The 17,180-nt window shown below is 41.5% G+C and carries 9 protein-coding genes; 8 read left to right on the top strand and 1 reads right to left on the bottom strand.

All coding sequences use genetic code 11. The annotated features are described in order from the left end of the window. Positions 1-25: 25 nt before the first annotated feature. Complete coding sequence (locus tag CGB83_RS11320) at positions 26-3,700, bottom strand: MMPL family transporter (RefSeq protein ID WP_228419909.1); 3,675 nt, start codon at positions 3,698-3,700, stop codon at positions 26-28. Between the two features lie 169 nt (positions 3,701-3,869). Here CGB83_RS11320 and CGB83_RS11315 point away from each other — a divergent pair, with 169 nt between their 5' ends. The 8 genes from CGB83_RS11315 (at position 3,870) to CGB83_RS11280 (ending at position 17,118) form a co-directional block, all read left to right on the top strand. Then, the gene (locus tag CGB83_RS11315) at positions 3,870-4,871 is read left to right on the top strand and encodes a hypothetical protein (protein WP_100075868.1); all 1,002 of its coding nucleotides are present in this window, start codon (positions 3,870-3,872) and stop codon (positions 4,869-4,871) included. Next, positions 4,868-6,007, top strand: coding sequence for an EpsG family protein (locus CGB83_RS11310; protein WP_100075867.1), 1,140 nt, complete (start codon positions 4,868-4,870; stop codon positions 6,005-6,007). The genes CGB83_RS11315 and CGB83_RS11310 overlap by 4 nt, the downstream gene beginning before the upstream one ends. An 11-nt stretch (positions 6,008-6,018) precedes the next feature. Then, positions 6,019-7,065, top strand: a complete 1,047-nt coding sequence (locus CGB83_RS11305; RefSeq protein ID WP_100075866.1) for an acyltransferase family protein — start codon at positions 6,019-6,021, stop codon at positions 7,063-7,065. Positions 7,066-7,498: 433 nt separating this feature from the next. Next, positions 7,499-11,014 (top strand): T9SS type A sorting domain-containing protein, encoded by a 3,516-nt coding sequence (locus tag CGB83_RS11300; protein ID WP_100075865.1) that lies wholly within the window; start codon positions 7,499-7,501, stop codon positions 11,012-11,014. A 149-nt stretch (positions 11,015-11,163) separates the two neighbouring features. After that, positions 11,164-12,312, top strand: a complete 1,149-nt coding sequence (locus tag CGB83_RS11295; protein WP_100075864.1) for a hypothetical protein — start codon at positions 11,164-11,166, stop codon at positions 12,310-12,312. 50 nt (positions 12,313-12,362) lie between these two features. Next, complete coding sequence (topA, locus tag CGB83_RS11290; RefSeq protein ID WP_100075863.1) at positions 12,363-14,924, top strand: type I DNA topoisomerase; 2,562 nt, start codon at positions 12,363-12,365, stop codon at positions 14,922-14,924. A 122-nt stretch (positions 14,925-15,046) separates the two neighbouring features. Beyond that, positions 15,047-16,117 (top strand): formimidoylglutamase, encoded by a 1,071-nt coding sequence (locus CGB83_RS11285; protein WP_100075862.1) that lies wholly within the window; start codon positions 15,047-15,049, stop codon positions 16,115-16,117. 2 nt (positions 16,118-16,119) lie between these two features. After that, a complete protein-coding gene (locus CGB83_RS11280) occupies positions 16,120-17,118 on the top strand; it encodes a glycosyltransferase family 2 protein (protein WP_100075861.1) in 999 nt (332 codons plus the stop codon). The last annotated feature ends 62 nt before the right edge of the window (positions 17,119-17,180 follow it).

The raw sequence follows: 17,180 nt of genomic DNA, 5'->3' as shown, positions 1-17,180 counted from the left end.
ACAAAAATATGCTTTTCAGTTGTATTTACTGTTTTATGTAAATTTTAATTATTCCTGACTCAAATTCTAAACGGTACCCTGCATCTTTAATACCCTGGCTTTCACTGTCCAGTGTTATGATTTTTTCCGGGAGCTCCGGCATTGTTTCTATATTAAAGCGCTTATCAGAAACCAAAAGTATACCAACATTCTTTTTGACTTCTGAAATATGGCCGATATAGTGGATCTTCCTTCTTTTGACCAGATAATTCTGTTTCGCCACCGCTCTTTTTTCTTCATCGGCAATCAGCGTGAATACCGTTCTTCCTGCCTGGTACAATGTCAGCAGGAGATCTTTCTGTCCGAAATCATCTGCCATATGCAGGATGTTAGCATCAGCGGGAATATACCGGTTAAGCGCGTAATAATCCTTCTTATAGGTATTGAAATCCTGCTTTACCGCTTTTACCACTTCATTTTCCTTATACAGATAGCTCAGGAATAATTTGCTCCTGAAATAATTTTCATCTTCCAGCTCATTTCTCAACGCAGCAAACTGTGTTCTGAAGTAGGCATTGATCCTTTTGGTCCTTTCGGAATAGTGGCTGCCGAAAGTTGGGTCATCATTACTGATTCTTTCGCCTACTTTAATGGTAATGCTTCCGTCATAAATAATAAAATCCCCTTTCGGCAATACTTCGGAATTACCATGGATATACACCGGGACAATGTCCAGCCCGAATTGCTCAGCCAGGTAAAATGCTCCTTTATGGAACCGTTTGATATCATTGGTATAAGAGCGTTCACCTTCAGGGAAGACCATCAGGGAATAGCCCTGGCTCACCTTCTCCCTGAGCGGATTAATACCGTTTTCTATCCCCTGGGAAACAGGATAGAATCCCAATGCTTTAACGATTTTCCCGAATACCGGCGAATTATATACCCAATCATTAACCAGAAATACCATTTTGTGGGTTACCATGGCTACTGCAAGGATATCCAGAAAAGAGGTATGGTTGGCAATGATGACTGCCGGTCTGCTGAAATCTTCATCCGTATTTTTAATGAGCTTCTTCCTTACCCATGGATTCGTAAACAGGACAGAAGTTAAAAACCGGGCAGAAAAAACTTTGATAAGGTTTAATGTCTTTCCTTTTGATTTTTTTACAAAGAAGCTTCCGATAAAAGAGAAAAACAATCCGCCCAGTCCGTAATACAGGAAGGAAAGCGTGGAATTGACCATCAGCCTGAATGTGATCGGGGATAGTCCTTTTTTAGCCCTGTTCGTAATAAAGAACCTGAACCAGAAAGGATATAGCGTTGAGGTAATGATGATGACGGAGAACATTCCGATCAATGCTACCAGGGCCAGGGAATGCAGCGCCGGATGCCTGGCAAAAATAAGGGAGCCAATGGAAAGAATGGTCGTGAATACCGCCAGAATAATGGATACCCTGTAAGTAGGAAGCTCATTTTTTCCGGTGGTGTGCTCTTTCTGCATGGCCTGCGTCAGGAAGATGCTGAAATCATCCCCTACACCAAAAACGAGGGTGCATACTACGGTGCTGAAAATGTTAAGTTCAAGACCCAGAAAATAAAGAATCCCTGCTGTTACGATCCCGGTTAAAACAATCGGAACCATGGTAAGCACAGTAAGTTCAAAATTCCTGAAAAAGACTATGATGGTCAGGACAATAGCCAGTAATGAGTAATTGATCAGGGTGTTGAAATCCCGTTTCAGCAGCCCCAGGAAATTTTCATTCATCTGCTGGCGGTCAATGGCAAGCGCCTGATGGTTTTTTTCTGCATCTTTTATGAATGCTTCCCGGTGGTTTTCATCGACTTTGACAATATTGGAAACGGTAAAGAAATTTTTATCCTTACTCAGGAATTCAGTGACCTGTAAAGCTTTTACCTTTTCATAATCCTGAAGGCTTAAGGTAGCATAGTTTTTATCCAGCATATCATTAAAGTTGTTGAAAGCGGAACTGTTGAATCCGAACTGAGCACCGGCGCGTTTTAGGTCTTCCAGAGCCTTATTTTTTTTATTTCCGGCCCAGAAGCTGTTCCATTCTTCGAACTTTTGCTGCTGGTCTTTCCGGGAAAGGACGACATTGCCTATCGAGCTGTAATTTAAAATCTTGCCCTCCTGCTTTTCTCGTTCCAGAAAGCTGTTCAGCCGGGTATTTTTAGACAACGCTTCATCCTCAGAGTCTCCGTAGGAAATGGTATAGATGGATTTTGAAGTGATATCGGACAGTTTCTGGAGTTTGGCTTCGCTCAGCTTCAGTTCTTTGGGAATATAGTTCAGGTCACCGATATCCTCATTGAACCCTACATGCCTGAACCCGAAGAGGCAGGCGATGATGATAACCGTGCAGCCGATAATAAGAGGCTTGTTTTTTTCATATGGATAAGAACCGATTCTGTCGATGAAGTTGGTGTTAAGGGATTGTTTCTCCTTTTTGGGATGGTACAGCTGCGGTACAATAATGAGGGCTGTAACAGAAGAGAAGATCACGGTGAGGGAAGCAAAAAGGCCAAGGTCTTTCAGGGCTTCGGAACGGACGAAAACAAGGCAGAGGAATGATACGGCGGTCGTGGCGCTGCTCAGGATGATAGGCTGCGTGATTTCTTTGTATAACTCTTCTATGTTATGATTGTGCTTGTAATGCGTGAGGATATGAAGCGCATAATCTATCGTAATACCGATCAGGATAGCACCTACACTCAATGAAATGGCAGAAAGCTTATCCTTGATGAAATAAAGGGCCAACAAAGCCAGCAACACAGAAAAAATGGTGGGTAGAAAAACGATTACCGGTGTGAAAAAGTTCCGGAAATAGTAGATCAGCAGGACCAGCAGGACCGTCATGGAGATGATTACTGTATTCCTGATATCTTTCTTGATCTGCTGTGCATTGGCTACGGCAATCACCGGAGATCCGAAGTAGCTCAGTTCCGTTTTTCCTTTGAACTGTACATTGAGTTTGTTTTTTATGTCATTCAACGCATTAATGAATGCTTCATTATCTTTGGTGTCGCTGCTTTTGTGGGCAGGGTCTATAAAGAGGAGGAGGTGCCTGCCGTCGCGGGAGACGATATAATTGTTTTCAAGCCTGAAATCCTGGCTGAGGTTGAGTGCGTTCAGTTTTTTTACGCCCAGAAAGGTAATGCCCAGTGGATCTTTTTTGATGAATTCTTTGGTGACCAGGCTGGCAGGGGATACCAGTGACACATAATTACTTTCCACCTTCTTATCAATACTATCTTTCTGGAGCTTTTCCCCGATTTCCTTATAATCCTGTTCGTTAAGGAAAAGCGGGAGGTGCTCCCGGACAAAATCAAACGTATTTGAAATTTCATCGTCATTGACCTTCCCCTGGACGGTTGCAATGTACTTTTTTAAAGGCTGAATATCCTGGAGGAATGTATCTGCCGTTTCAGAAAGCTGGAAGCTGTTCTCTTTAGAGGTGCTTTCAATAATGACAATGATCTTATCTGAGAAGTTAAGCTGTTTCAGTACCTTAGCAGTAAGGTCCGATTTTTCGTTTTTAGGGATGATCTGGTTGATGTCCTCTTCAAAAGTAATCCTGGAAGCAAAAAAGATGCATATGGCGGCAATACATAAAGCCACAGCTCCGGACAGTATCCTGTGTCTGGAAATCAGATAATACAAAAAAATAAAAAAACGGTGCATGGTGTGGGAATAAGTCTGCAAATTTAATTTTTTAAGTATTAGTTCAAAGCATTTGGCCGGATAAGTTTTGTCTGAAAATCAACAAAATATTCTGGTGAAATGAAAAAAACTTATACTTTTGCAAAAGTTCCCAATCATAAGCATTTTAAAAACAGACAGTCTATTATAAGGAAAGGAACTTGTATTTGATATGTTTACAAAACTTGATGAAAAAAGAGAAGGATGGTTATGGATCATAATTTTTCCTCTGTTGCTTTTTATGATCTCTTACTATGGTTTCGAGTCCTCGTATGTAAGGCTTAAATCCATGGAAAAAGCGCCTGACTTTATGTTTTCATCAGTGTATGCCTACAGGGTCATTCCTAATTACCTGAGCGTGCATGTTACGGAAGCCTTTACTGGTCTGGTCAGTACTTTTCCTTCTTTTGTAAAGTCTTTTTTGCTTAAAAGCGGAACTCTTTTTTACCACAGCATTTTTCTGATCAATGCTACATTTTTCATGCTTTCCTCATGGATTCTGGACCGCATTCTGAAACTTGAGCCTACTGATCTGTTGGCTGGCTTAACAGTTAGACGGCTTATCCATCTTATCTGTATCTTCTTTCTGGTTATTGTACAGTATGTGCCGACCAATTGCGATTCTATTGCTGTCTTTTTTTATCTGTGGGGCATGTTTTTCAGTCTGAAATATTTTAAAAGCAGTCAGTCACGCGATCTTATTGTCCTGGCATTGATCATCTTTGTATCTACCCTGGTCAGGGAAACGGCCTGTCTGAATATTGCATTTTTTGCAGCCATAACTGTAGACCTACAGCTGCTTAAAAAAGGTAATTATAATCATATAAAAGAGCTTTTGCTGCTGGTTATGGCTTTTGTCATACCATATGTCGGTTTAAGGATGGCCATTCCACAGCAGGCTTCTTTCTTTGAAGGAATATACCTGCTTAAGAATTTTACCAGCCCGTATAATCTTGCCGGGCTGCTCTTCGGCATCATCAGCATATATTTCGGGTATAAGATAGCCGATGAAGCGGGAAAATCGGTGATCAGGAAATACTTTTTATTCTCCACTCCATACCTTGCCATGATTGCCCTGGTGGGCCTGTTCTGGGAAACCAGGCTTTTCATTCCGCTGGTGCTTACGGGAATCATTATCGCCTCATATCAGTTTAAAAAATATTGCCCTAAATGAGTTTACTGCATCCGTATTTTATTATCGCTCTTATATACATGCTTATCTTCAGCTTTCAGGAGGTATACGGACATCAGGTGGAGAGGAAATGGCTGTACTATTTGGGCGCCTACCTGATCATTATTGCGGGGCTTCGTGATGGAGTTGGGCCAGACTTCGGGAGTTACAGGGGGATTTATGTTTACTCGGATACCAAAGATTATATTACCATCCTCTTTGCCGCACTGCACCTTAAAACTCCGCAGCCTATGGAGCTGGAGTGGCTGTTTGTGCTTATCAATAAGGTATTGCTCAATATATTCAATGCCCCGTTTTTTATCCTAACCCTTGTGGTAGCCGCTCTTGCGATTTTCTTTAAGTTCAAATATATTGAAGACAATACGTTTTATCCTTTTACCTTTCTGGCCCTGCTGTTTATCCCGGGCTTTTTCGTGGGGGAATCCGGGCAGATCCGCCAGAATTTAGGGTCATTCATCGTGTATTTTGCTTTGCGGTATATCAAAGAGCGGAAACTCTGGGCTTACCTTCTCTGTATTTATATAGCCGGAGGGATCCACAATGTCTGCTACCTTTTCTTACCGATGTACTGGGTAGCACGCATTCCGCTGAATAAAGCATGGATGTTTATCCTGATTATCACATCCGTATTCCTTTCTCCTTTTGAAGTCTACCGATCATTCGGTGAGTTCCTGGGAAACTTTGCCGGGGACAATGCGCTTGCGGTAGGTTTTAACGGTTATATAGACGAAAGTGCCGAAAGGATTAACGGGGGGATCGGGATTCCGGAAGTGATGATGGCAATCCTTACGTTTTTTCTTTTTGCATTCGATACCAAAATGGTACAGAGGTACCCTTACTATGAATACCACCGCAATTATGCGGTTATTGGGATCTGTGCCTATTTCATCTTCAGGAATAACCCTATTTTCTCCTCCCGCCTTGCAGGGGCATTCATTGTGTTTGCCTATATCCTGATTCCGAATGCGATGTATGTAGTATCTGCCCAGAAAAAAGCACTGATCCATACTTTTATCATTGCACTGATTGTGTTCAACTTTATTGTTTTCTCCAGTTTCAAAAATATACGGTCCGGAAGATTTACCTATGACCTTTACCATAACCACCTTCTTCCTTAATTTTTTTCATCATGCCGGATAAAAAAAAGAGAATAGAGGTGCTTGATGGCTTGAGGGGACTGGCTATCTTACTTGTATTCCTGTTTCATGGCTATTATATATGGGATGCCTACTATCCTTTCGGAAAGTTATATGCAGGCAATCTTCTGTTCAAATATGGCAGCCTGGGTGTACAGCTGTTCTTCCTGATCTCAGGATTTGTTATTTTGATGTCTGTTGAAAAAACACCGGGTTTCCGGATTTTTATAAAAAACAGATGGCTCAGGCTTTTCCCGGGGATGCTTATCTGCAGCCTGATCATCTATCTTACAGCCGGCTTCTTTTATGAAAGGCCTTTTGGTATTCCTGAGCTGAAATCGCTGCTGCCCGGTATTACTTTTATTAACAACAGCATTCTTGAGCGGATCTTCAGCACGGATTTTCCCGTTCTGGAACTGTCGTTCTGGTCACTCTATGTGGAGGTGAAGTTCTATGTGATTTTCGGCGCCTTATATTTTATATTCAACAGGAATACTGCACTGGCAGGGATTTTTATATTGTATGTATCCGCTGCTCTTCTGCAGATCCTTATTGTCCATCAGCTATTGGCGGAAAATGCAGCAATGAAAATCTATATCGGGTCATTCATTCATTTCGGATGGTTTGTGGCAGGGGCCTTAACTTATATCTATTATAGGGACCATGATAAAAGATATCTTTATCTGTTGATTATCAGCTTGGTGTGTTCTGTGTTTTACGCCTATAAATTTCATGATCCTGTTTTATATATCTATCTTATAAGCGTTATTCTGGTATTTCTGGGTGCTTTATTCTGGGCTCCGTTTGGCGTTCTGTTTGAGAGCCGTTTTTTCAGGCTGGTAGGCTTCATCAGTTACCCTTTATATCTGCTTCATGAAAATATGCTGATCGCTTCCATGATTAAACTCCACCGGCATATCCCGCAGATTCCTTATCTTCTTCTTCCTGCTCTTTCTTTTATTTTTATAGGGATCCTGGCTTATACTGTAGCCAGATTTCTTGAGCCGGCTTTCCAACGTCTGTTGAAAAAGATCATATAGCACAGTAGCCTGAAGAAATTCTTACATTTTCAATCATGTCCTATTAATTAAACCTGAATTTTCTCATGATTATTGCGCTTTAGGAACATAATCAACAGCATTTTTAAGTGTTGTTTTAAACATTAATTTCCACATTATCAGACTGTATTATTTATGTATATTATACGTATATGCGTTTATTTGTTGCTTTTGTATTGCTGTTTATGATTTATTAATATTTATTTTTATTAAAATGGCTGAATAATTGATGAATCTATCATATTATAATATATTTTTGTTATAAACGTATCTATAATGTCATTTTGTTGTTTATTATTTGGGTATATCAATCTACAACTTAAAAAATGGCGTATATGTTATTTGTAAAATAAATAATCTGTTGTAGATACGGGTTCATGTGTTGTATAGTGTTAGATAGTTTAAAACAAAGGATATGGAAAGATCATTAAAATTGGCGGTTGCATGCTGTCTGGTTTCAGCAGTCATGTATTCCAGAAATCACCTGGAAACCAGGGTGGTTATGGAATCAGAAAGTGTTAAGAAGTTATATTCAAAGAGCGATTCGCTCATTAATCCCTCATTAAAGAAAAATTCAAAACAGACTGGTATAGAGAGAAAATCGACTGGCTTGAACAATGTTCAAAATTCTTATAGTGGAAGTGATAAGCAATATGGAGCCAAAGACTGGACAAAGGCCCCGAACAGTTACCTGTTTGATCCTTCCCAGAGCAGCAGCGGGTTATATATTCCCGTGCGTAAAGCTTATATCATGTGGAAAAATGATCAGTATATTGGCGGATCAGACATTCCTGCGGGTAAGATCACAGCAGATGTATTATGGGAAGATACCCCAGGACTGATAAAATCTGCAGGAGGATATGCACTGGAAGTAATCGATTCAGGCATAAATGCAAAAATTAAAGTCCCGGTTAATAAATCGAAAAAAGGAAATGCTGTAATTGCTTTCCGCGTTAACGGTGAAATCTTCTGGTCCTGGCATATCTGGGTGACTGATGATCCATCCAACGGATCCAAATATAAAAGCTATGTTAATGTAAAAAGGCAGAGGGATGACGGAACTGTTGAAACAATCCCTGATTCTGAATGGGGATGGATGGACAGGAACCTGGGGGCACTCAGCGGCACCATTACAGGAGGGGACTGGAATCGCAATGCCGGGCTTCTTTACCAGTGGGGAAGAAAGGACCCTATCCCACCATTGGTACACCGCGGAAATGATTTTTACGAAGTTACGGGGACCATTGGCAGGATAAGACACCGGGTAGCCAAGAACTTTACCAATGCCACTAATTTTGACAACCTCAGAAAGTTCGTTCCGTTATCCAATGCAACTGTAACCAATAACATCAGGCTTGCCATAAAGAATCCTGTAAGCCTTATTTATGTAAACAAAAATGATAATTCCGGGCCGGCTTATTATAATAATAATGCGAATTTACCCGTCAACTGGTTTGGGACTTCTCCGTCAGTAAAGGCGAATCAGCTCACACAACTGAATCTTTGGTCTGATAACTCTATGGGTGTGATCAATGATGATTATAATAATGATTCTAATGCACAGCCTTACAGGAACAAATCATCCTATGACCCGTGTCCCAATGGCTGGAGGCTTCCGTCAGCATTGGTTGCCAACCTGGCATCTCCCGGTTACACCGATGATGTAAGGATTGATTTTTCTCCTTTCGGAGTGCGGACGAATATGGGCAGAAATGCATTTGAAGGCAACAACTATCATATCATAAAACCGACAGATTCCGGTACACCTGCATTCATGACAGGATTCCGGATTTACCCTAATTTCGGAATCGATCTATCCAACGTCGGCGGGAACAATATGGGGATTTTTCCCGGAACAGGCGGTATTTCCATTTCAGCTCATCAGGGCCAGTATACGGACCAGCACCAGGTTGCTTTATGGACATCCACAATGGTTAAGCATTTTGATGCAAGCCCGGCTGTTTCTGCAAGGGCACTGTTCGTAATCCCGGATAAATATCAACCGGATACCCCGGACGCCGGTTTTCCTTCTGTGAAGGGCAGGTACTGGTATTTTCCGACCGCTACGGCGGCAACCTCTGATGCCAATGGCTGCCGGTGTATAAAAGATCCGCTGTACACGATAGATAACTATGACTTTCCTACAGAATATCTCAGCCCTGAGACAGAATATCTGGAAGGGCTTAATAATCCCAATACATACCAGGCAGTAAAAAATACGGCTGCATTCACCATTAATATTCCTGTAAGTAAAGCATTTGCCGTTCAAAGCCAGCTATTGAATAACAAGGATATATTAAGTACAGCAAATTTTAATAATTTAAAAGCTAATGTGCTCTGGACTACCAATACAGGTCTGATTGGAGGTGTATCCATGATCAATCCATCGCCAGGCTCCTTATCCGGCCTTTCAGCTTCCAGGATATCAGTTACCATTAATCCCAACCAAAGCGGAAATGCTGTAGTCACCCTTCATAACGGAAGCATTGCAAATCCGGTCTACTGGAGCTGGCATATCTGGGTAACTGATACTCCGGTAGGCTCGTACAATTATACAACGGAACTTCCTATGACTTCTGTTACCAATTATGTCAATTATGTCAACAAAGCCGATAATGTTTTCCAGACAGAATTTATGGACAGGAACCTGGGGGCAACTGATGCGTTCCCGGTTGTAGCCAATCCGCTTACTCCAACTACAGCAGAGCTTGCAAAAATCAGGGCTTCTACCGGATTACATTATCAATGGGGAAGAAAAGATCCTTTGCCGACATTCCAGTTTGCAGATAACCGGGCTTCTTACAATGTATTTCTGGGGAATGTTGCGGCCAATGGTACCGTTGCCTACAGCACGCTTGCAGCAGGTACGTATAATGACCTTTCAGGAAACTATATTGTCCCTTATAATACCTATACCAATGCTTCCAACGCCAATGTAAGCACCGCGGATAAAGTTTCTGATAAAATTTCAAAAGTACTTTCATACTCTGTGAGGAATCCACTGATTTATATGATTCCAAGCACTTTTGCTCCTTACAATTCTACAACTCCTGCCTATACCAACGGCACCGACTGGTTATCCAACGAGCCGAACCTTGCGTATGACCGTTGGGGAAGAGGCGGCAGGAAATCTCCGTTTGATCCATGTCCGGAAGGCTGGCGGATTCCTGACTTAACAGGAGTGGCTTTTGTGTCCAACCAGGATTTCGGGCTTACTCCCTTTTATAGAAAAGATAAAAATGTATCTACCACGTACAGTATTGCGAATGATTATCTGGGAGTAAGGGTCAGGAACCCAAGCACCACATCAACCATTGGGTATACATTTAACGACTCTTCCTATAAAATAGGGAACTATCCCAATTCAGGATCCAGAGGTGTGAGAAGTGTGATGACTAACCAGAGCCCTACAGGGACGTTTAACTTCATTAATTTTCAATATCCGGCCGTATGGACAGCAGCGCTGAATTCCAGCTATATCGGAAGGCCGATAAATCTGCTTTTTGATGCGGCTTCCAGTGCCAACCGTATGGTGGCATTCCATGATAATAATGATCCTTATTTCGGAATGAGCTGCCGATGTGTAAAAGTCAAGTATGATGCATCAGGAAATGAAGAAGGCGTAATTCCGAGATTGCAAATTACCTCATTGCCGGTAACGAAACAAGCCGGGGCGCTCAGCAGGAATGAAGTCAGTGATCTGGTTAAGGAAGATAAAATTTCTTTCTTCCCGAACCCTGTTAAAAACATTCTGTATATCAAAGCTCCTTCTGATCAGGGATATTATTATCAGGTATATAATATGTCCGGTCAACTGGTGAAATCAGGAAAGTTTGATCATATGCAGACAGATCTTTCATCCCTGATTTCAGGCGCTTATCTTCTAAGGATCAATAACTCAAAAGAAATTGTAAAGATTATTAAAGAATAGCTAACCCTTTGATATTGGACCTATAAAAGAGGGATAAAATAGTGCTTACCAATTTGGAATTTTATATTTTTGGCATGGCTGAAAATGATGAAAAATGACAAAAGAGCCGTTTTATCTCTCTTTTTTATGTAGAACTCAACTGAACATCTATGAGGTTTGAAAAAATTGTTTCCCGTTTCAATATCAAAATATTTATTTACTTACTGATCGCTGTTACGGCAGTTTACACTCTGATATTTACACTGGTATATAATCTGAAAGATGATGGGTATATCCTGGCGGACTGGCTGATCAACTACCAGGACGGAGGATTCAAAAGAAGGGGGCTTTCCGGGAGTTTTTTCTTTATGCTCCAGGATATCACAGGACTGCGGCTGAACTACCTGGTTTATTTTTTTCAGTTAAGCATCATAAGTTCTTTCTTCTGGTATTATGCCAAGCTGATCCGGTATAAGCGCACTGATCTGCTATACCTTTCACTGCTGTTGTCTTCCATAGGATTTGTAGGACTTCTGAACACGGTAACATACGTAGGGAAAAAGGAGTTTATAGTCTTCCTTATTTTTACGGTTTTCGTTTATCTTCTGGATCATCAGAAGCTTTCAAAAAAAAAGGAATATTTGTTCTGTTTCTTTTTAATCATCAGTACATTGCTGCATGAAGTCACTGTTTTCTTTGTTCCTTACTTTGCCATTGCTCTGTATGTAAAGACAGGAAAACTGGAATACGGGAGATACATCAAATATTTTCTTGCAGTCGGTATTCCCGCGATCGCAATTTTCATGTTTGGAAAGAATGTTAACGAAGGGCAATCCCTTCAAATATTGAGTGAACGAGGAGTTCATCCGGTTTATGGGATATTTTACTGGAACATCAACGAAAGGGAATATATCATCCAGCACTTAAAAGAATATGTTCTCTATGGAATCAGTTTTATCATCAGCGTTTTTCACATAGGCTATTATTTAAAATTTCTAACAGGCAGAAAGCTTTTGTCTATATTACTCATAGGTGCATTCTTATTTTCACTGCCTCTTTTTTACCTCGCTATCGACTGGGGCCGGTGGATGTACATCCATATGATGCTGATGATTATACTCTTTGGTATGTCTTTGCAAAACGGGCAGTCTGTATGGGATTATCAGCCTGTTAGTCTCAACAGTACATTTTATATTACGCTCGGTATTATTGTAGTCTCCTTACTGTACAGGGTTGAGATGTCGGGTAAAGGTTTTACTTGGGAAGGTTTGCTGTACAGAATCTTTTTGGCTCCTGTTGAACTGTTAAATAAAATGTGATTGTCAAAAGGATATAATAAAAAAGGTTTACTTTTGCAAAAATTTTTAGAATGTCGAAAAATTTAGTGATCGTAGAGTCTCCTGCAAAGGCAAAAACTATTCAGAAGTATTTAGGAAAGGATTTTGAGGTGAAGTCCAGCTTTGGGCACATCCGTGATCTTCCTAAAAAAGGAATGGGGATTGACCTGGCAACATTTAGTCCGGATTACGAAGTTTCCGCCGACAAAAAGAAACTGGTAACCGAACTGAAGGCTGCCGTGAAAAAAGCCAATATGGTTTGGCTTGCTTCCGATGAGGACCGCGAAGGAGAGGCCATCGCGTGGCACCTGGCTGATGAACTTAAACTAAAGCCGGAAAACAGAAAGAGGATTGTTTTTCACGAAATCACTAAAAATGCCATTCTTAAAGCCATAGAAAACCCAAGGGATATTGACCAGAACTTAGTAAATGCCCAGCAGGCCAGAAGGGTGCTGGACCGTATTGTAGGTTTTGAAATGTCTCCTGTACTCTGGAAAAAAGTAAAACCGGGACTTTCTGCCGGAAGGGTGCAGTCCGTAGCGGTAAGGCTTATTGTAGAGAGAGAAAAAGAAATCAGGGAATTTGTCCCGAAAGCAAGTTTCAAGCTGGACGGAATATTCCTGAATACTGCTGAACAGGAAATTGCGGCAAAGCTTAAAAAAGATTTTGAAAAAGAAACAGATGCCGAACATTTTCTTGAACTGGCAAAAGATACCGAATTCAAAGTCCTGAATGTAGAGACCCGCCCGGGGACCCGTTCAGCTTCCGCTCCGTTTACAACATCTACATTGCAGCAGGAAGCGTCTTCCAGACTGGGGTATAATGTAACCACTACCATGCGTCTTGCACAGACTCTTTATGAAGAGGGACACATTACTTATATGAGAACAGACTCCGTCAATCTTTCCCAGGAAGCTATTGAAGGAGCTAAAAAGCAGATTACCTCAGAATATGGTGCAGAATATTCTGCTCCCAGAAAATACACGACAAAATCCGCATCCGCACAGGAAGCTCACGAAGCAATCCGTCCTACTGATTTCAGTGTGAAAAGCATCGGTGATTCCCAATTGAATAAGCTATACCAGCTGATATACAGGAGAACACTGGCTTCGCAGATGGCCAATGCCAAAATAGAGAAGACGGTTATAGAAATAGGAAACCCCAAGCTTCCCCAGCATTTTGAAGCTCAGGGCGAGGTGATTATTTTCGATGGTTTCCTGAAAGCTTACGGCATTGTGAAAACAGAGGACGAAGATGACGAGAGCAATGAGAAACTCCTTCCGAAAGTAAAAGTAGGGGAAGTACTGAAGTACAGGACTATTACAGCAACTGAAAAATTCACGAGGCCCAGCGCAAGGTACACGGAAGCCGGTTTAGTGAAAAAGCTTGAGGAGCTGGGAATCGGTCGTCCTTCAACGTATGCGCCAACCATCCAGACCATCCAGAACCGCGCTTATGTGGATAAGCGCGAAATTGAACCTCAAACCCGTGAAGTTGTTAAAATGTCGCTTACCAAAGACAAGATCAAAAAAGTGGTCCTGGAAGAAAAGTTCGGCGGTGATAAAAATAAGTTTGTCCCTACAGATATCGGGGAAGTGGTGAATGATTTCCTTACCGATAACTTCAGGGAAATCCTGGATTATGGATTCACGGCAAGAGTTGAGGAAAGTTTCGATGAAATTGCCAACGGCGATCAGAAGTGGAAAGAAATGATGACCAATTTCTATTCTAAATTTCATCCCAGGATTGAAGATGTGGAGGAAAATGCAGACCGTGCTACCGGTGACAGGCTTTTAGGAACAGATCCTAAAACCGGTAAAAATGTGCATGCAAGAATCGGTAGATTCGGTCCTATGATTCAGATCGGGGAAACGGAAGATGAAGAGAAACCGGTTTTTGCCTCTCTGATGTCCGGACAGAATATTGCTACCATTACCCTGCAAGAAGCTTTGGAACTGTTCAGGCTTCCTTTTGACCTGAATGATTTTGAAGGGCAGAATGTATCCGTAGGTGTCGGACGTTTCGGTCCATACGTAAAGTGGGGCGAGACATTCATCAGCATACCTAAAGGCGAGGATCCTTTATCTGTGGACCAGAACCGTGCAGAAGAAATTATCAACGAAAAGAAAAAAGCCGATGCTCCGATTGCTTCCTACAAAGGAGAACCGGTAACCAAGGGTGCCGGAAGGTTCGGCCCGTTCATTAAGTACAAAGATATTTTTATCAATGTTCCTAAGCGGTATAACTTCGATAATCTTTCCCAGAATGATATCAATGAATTAATTGAAGCGAAGCTGGAGAAAGAAGCCAACCGTTACATCCAGCAGTGGGAAAAGGAAAAAATATCCATAGAAAATGGGAGATGGGGGCCGTTTGTTAAATTCGGCAAGGCAATGTTTAAGATCCCGAAGAAAAAAGATGATACCAAATACGAAGCGGAAGAACTGAAATCGGTTTCTCTGGAAGAGGTTAAAAAGTGGATCACGGATCAGGATAAAAATGCTTTTGCCGAAAAGAAAAAACCGGCAGCCAAGAAAACAACAGCTAAAAAGCCTGCAGCAGCAAAAAAGCCCGCCGCAGCCAAGAAAAAATAATATTGTATAAAGCCACTGCTTTTAATGCCAGTGGCTTTTTTTATTCAGGAAAGCTACTGATACAATGGTTTTTTGTAAGTTTGCGCCATGAACAGTTCTCAGATTGATGTTCAGTTTAACTTATGAATTTTGAAGATTTTATCCTTTCACCGAGGAATTTTAAGACGGAAAGCTGGCAGATTGGAAGCCGTATCACCAGGCAAATTAAAGAAGACAGTATTGTGCTTCTGTTTGTTTCGGATTGTAGAGGTGCGGGCGGCGAGGCGGGAATACAGGACTTTACTGGTATAAGAAAAGAATTTTATAAGCTTTCGCAGCTGGATTTTGAAGTTCCGGTGGTGGACCTCGGGGATCTGATCTCCGGGAAATCCGTTCAGGACTCCCATTATATCATTCAGGAAGTGCTTTCGGCCTGTCATCAGCAGAGGGCCATTCCGGTTGTTATCGGAGGCTCCAATGATTTTTCCTATTCTTTGTTTTCTGCCCTGAATATCTACCGTAAGAATATCAACTATACGCAGATCAGTAATATTATCTCATTCCGGCAGGATGAAGCCATGGATGAATACACCTTTTTAGGTAAAATTTTCAGCACGAAAGATTTTTCAATCAGAAATTACCATCATCTTGCCTATCAGAAGCATCTCAACGAAGCAGATTCCGTGCGGCTGATCAAAGAGGTGGAATTCGATATTATACGTCTGGCGGAAATGATGAATTCTACTGAGAAAACTGAGCCATTCTTCAGGAGGGCAGACCTGGTAACCGTAAACTGTGACGCAGTTGAAAGCTTCGGTGAACCGTTTTCCCTGCATCCCCAGGTAAACGGACTGAACAGAAGGGAAATCTGTGCTTATATGAAGGAGATCGGGCTCAGTGAAAATTTACAGTCTGTAGGGATTTTCAATTATAATATTTATTCAGACAGCATATTGAACCAGCAGCTTGCGGCTCAGATGCTCTGGTACCTTATTGAAGGGATCAATATCCAGAGGTCACATCCTAAAGAAAGGCAGTATGAGATATTTTATGTGCTTATCAATGACCGGCAGTATGCTTTTAAACGGGATACCTTCAGCAACCTGTGGTATTTCGGGGATGATGACGATATTAGGAACTGCATTCCTTGTTCCAGGAGAGATTTTGACGAAGCTAAAAAAGGCTGGCTGAATTCAAGGCTGACGAAAGCATAGGTATGGCTAAGGTTTCCGTTATTGTTCCTGTTTACAATGTGGAAGGCTACCTGGCAAAATGCCTGGACTCCCTGGTCAGTCAGACGCTGGGGGATCTGGAAATCCTGGTGGTTAATGACGGAAGCACAGACCGTTCCGCAGCTGTTATTCAGCATTATGCCGACCAGTATCAGGGAAAGATAAAAGCATTTAATAAAGATAACGGCGGCCTGAGCGATGCCAGGAACTATGGCCTTGACAGGGTTACGGGAGACTATATCGGTTTTGTGGACAGTGATGATTATGTGGAGGAAACAATGTTTCAGGAAATGCTGCAACTGGCTCAAAAGCATGATGCCGGGATGGTGATCTGCAATATCCGGAAAGTTAATGAGCAGGGCAAAGTAGTCCAGGAGCTGAGACAAGTTCCCAATATGCCTGAAAAAATCAATCTGGTAGAGCATTTTTCTGTTTTTTCTGACCTGAGTTATTTTGCCTGCAACAAGCTGTTTAAGAAAGAACTCTTTCAGCAAAAAAGATTCAAAAAATCTGCGCATTTTGAAGACATCCAGCTGATCCCGCAACTGCTGCTGGAATGCCATATCCTGGCACAAACCCAGACGTTTTTTTATAATTACCTGGAAAGATCAGACTCCATTACAAAAACGCATACCGAGCGAGGACTTGATATATTTCGGGCAGTGGAAGACGTAGAGCAGGTCTTCAGAAATTCGCCTTTTGCAGAAAAACATACAGCATTAAAAAACTTCCAGATTTTCGAGGGAGTATATTCATTCCTTGCCTATCTGGCCTTTGTAAAAGATGAAGATGTATTCCGTACAATGGATGCTGCATTATCCCGTTTCATGCAGGATCGGCATCTTAGAATGAAAGATATATTAAAGTATAAGCGATTTGATAAAAATTATCTGTTATCTTTGCCCTTGAAAAAAAAGATTTTTTATCTGTTGTTTTTTGCCGGGCAGAAGACATTGATAAGAAAGTTAATAACACAAATTTAAGTACTACTGTTTCACTCATGACTCCCTCTCAGAAACAGAACGGTATTTTTGAACAGAAAAAA

This window comes from Chryseobacterium camelliae, from assembly GCF_002770595.1.
In the GTDB taxonomy this organism is placed as follows: Bacteria; Bacteroidota; Bacteroidia; order Flavobacteriales; family Weeksellaceae; genus Chryseobacterium; species Chryseobacterium camelliae.
This window is presented reverse-complemented; position numbering and strand designations above follow the sequence as displayed.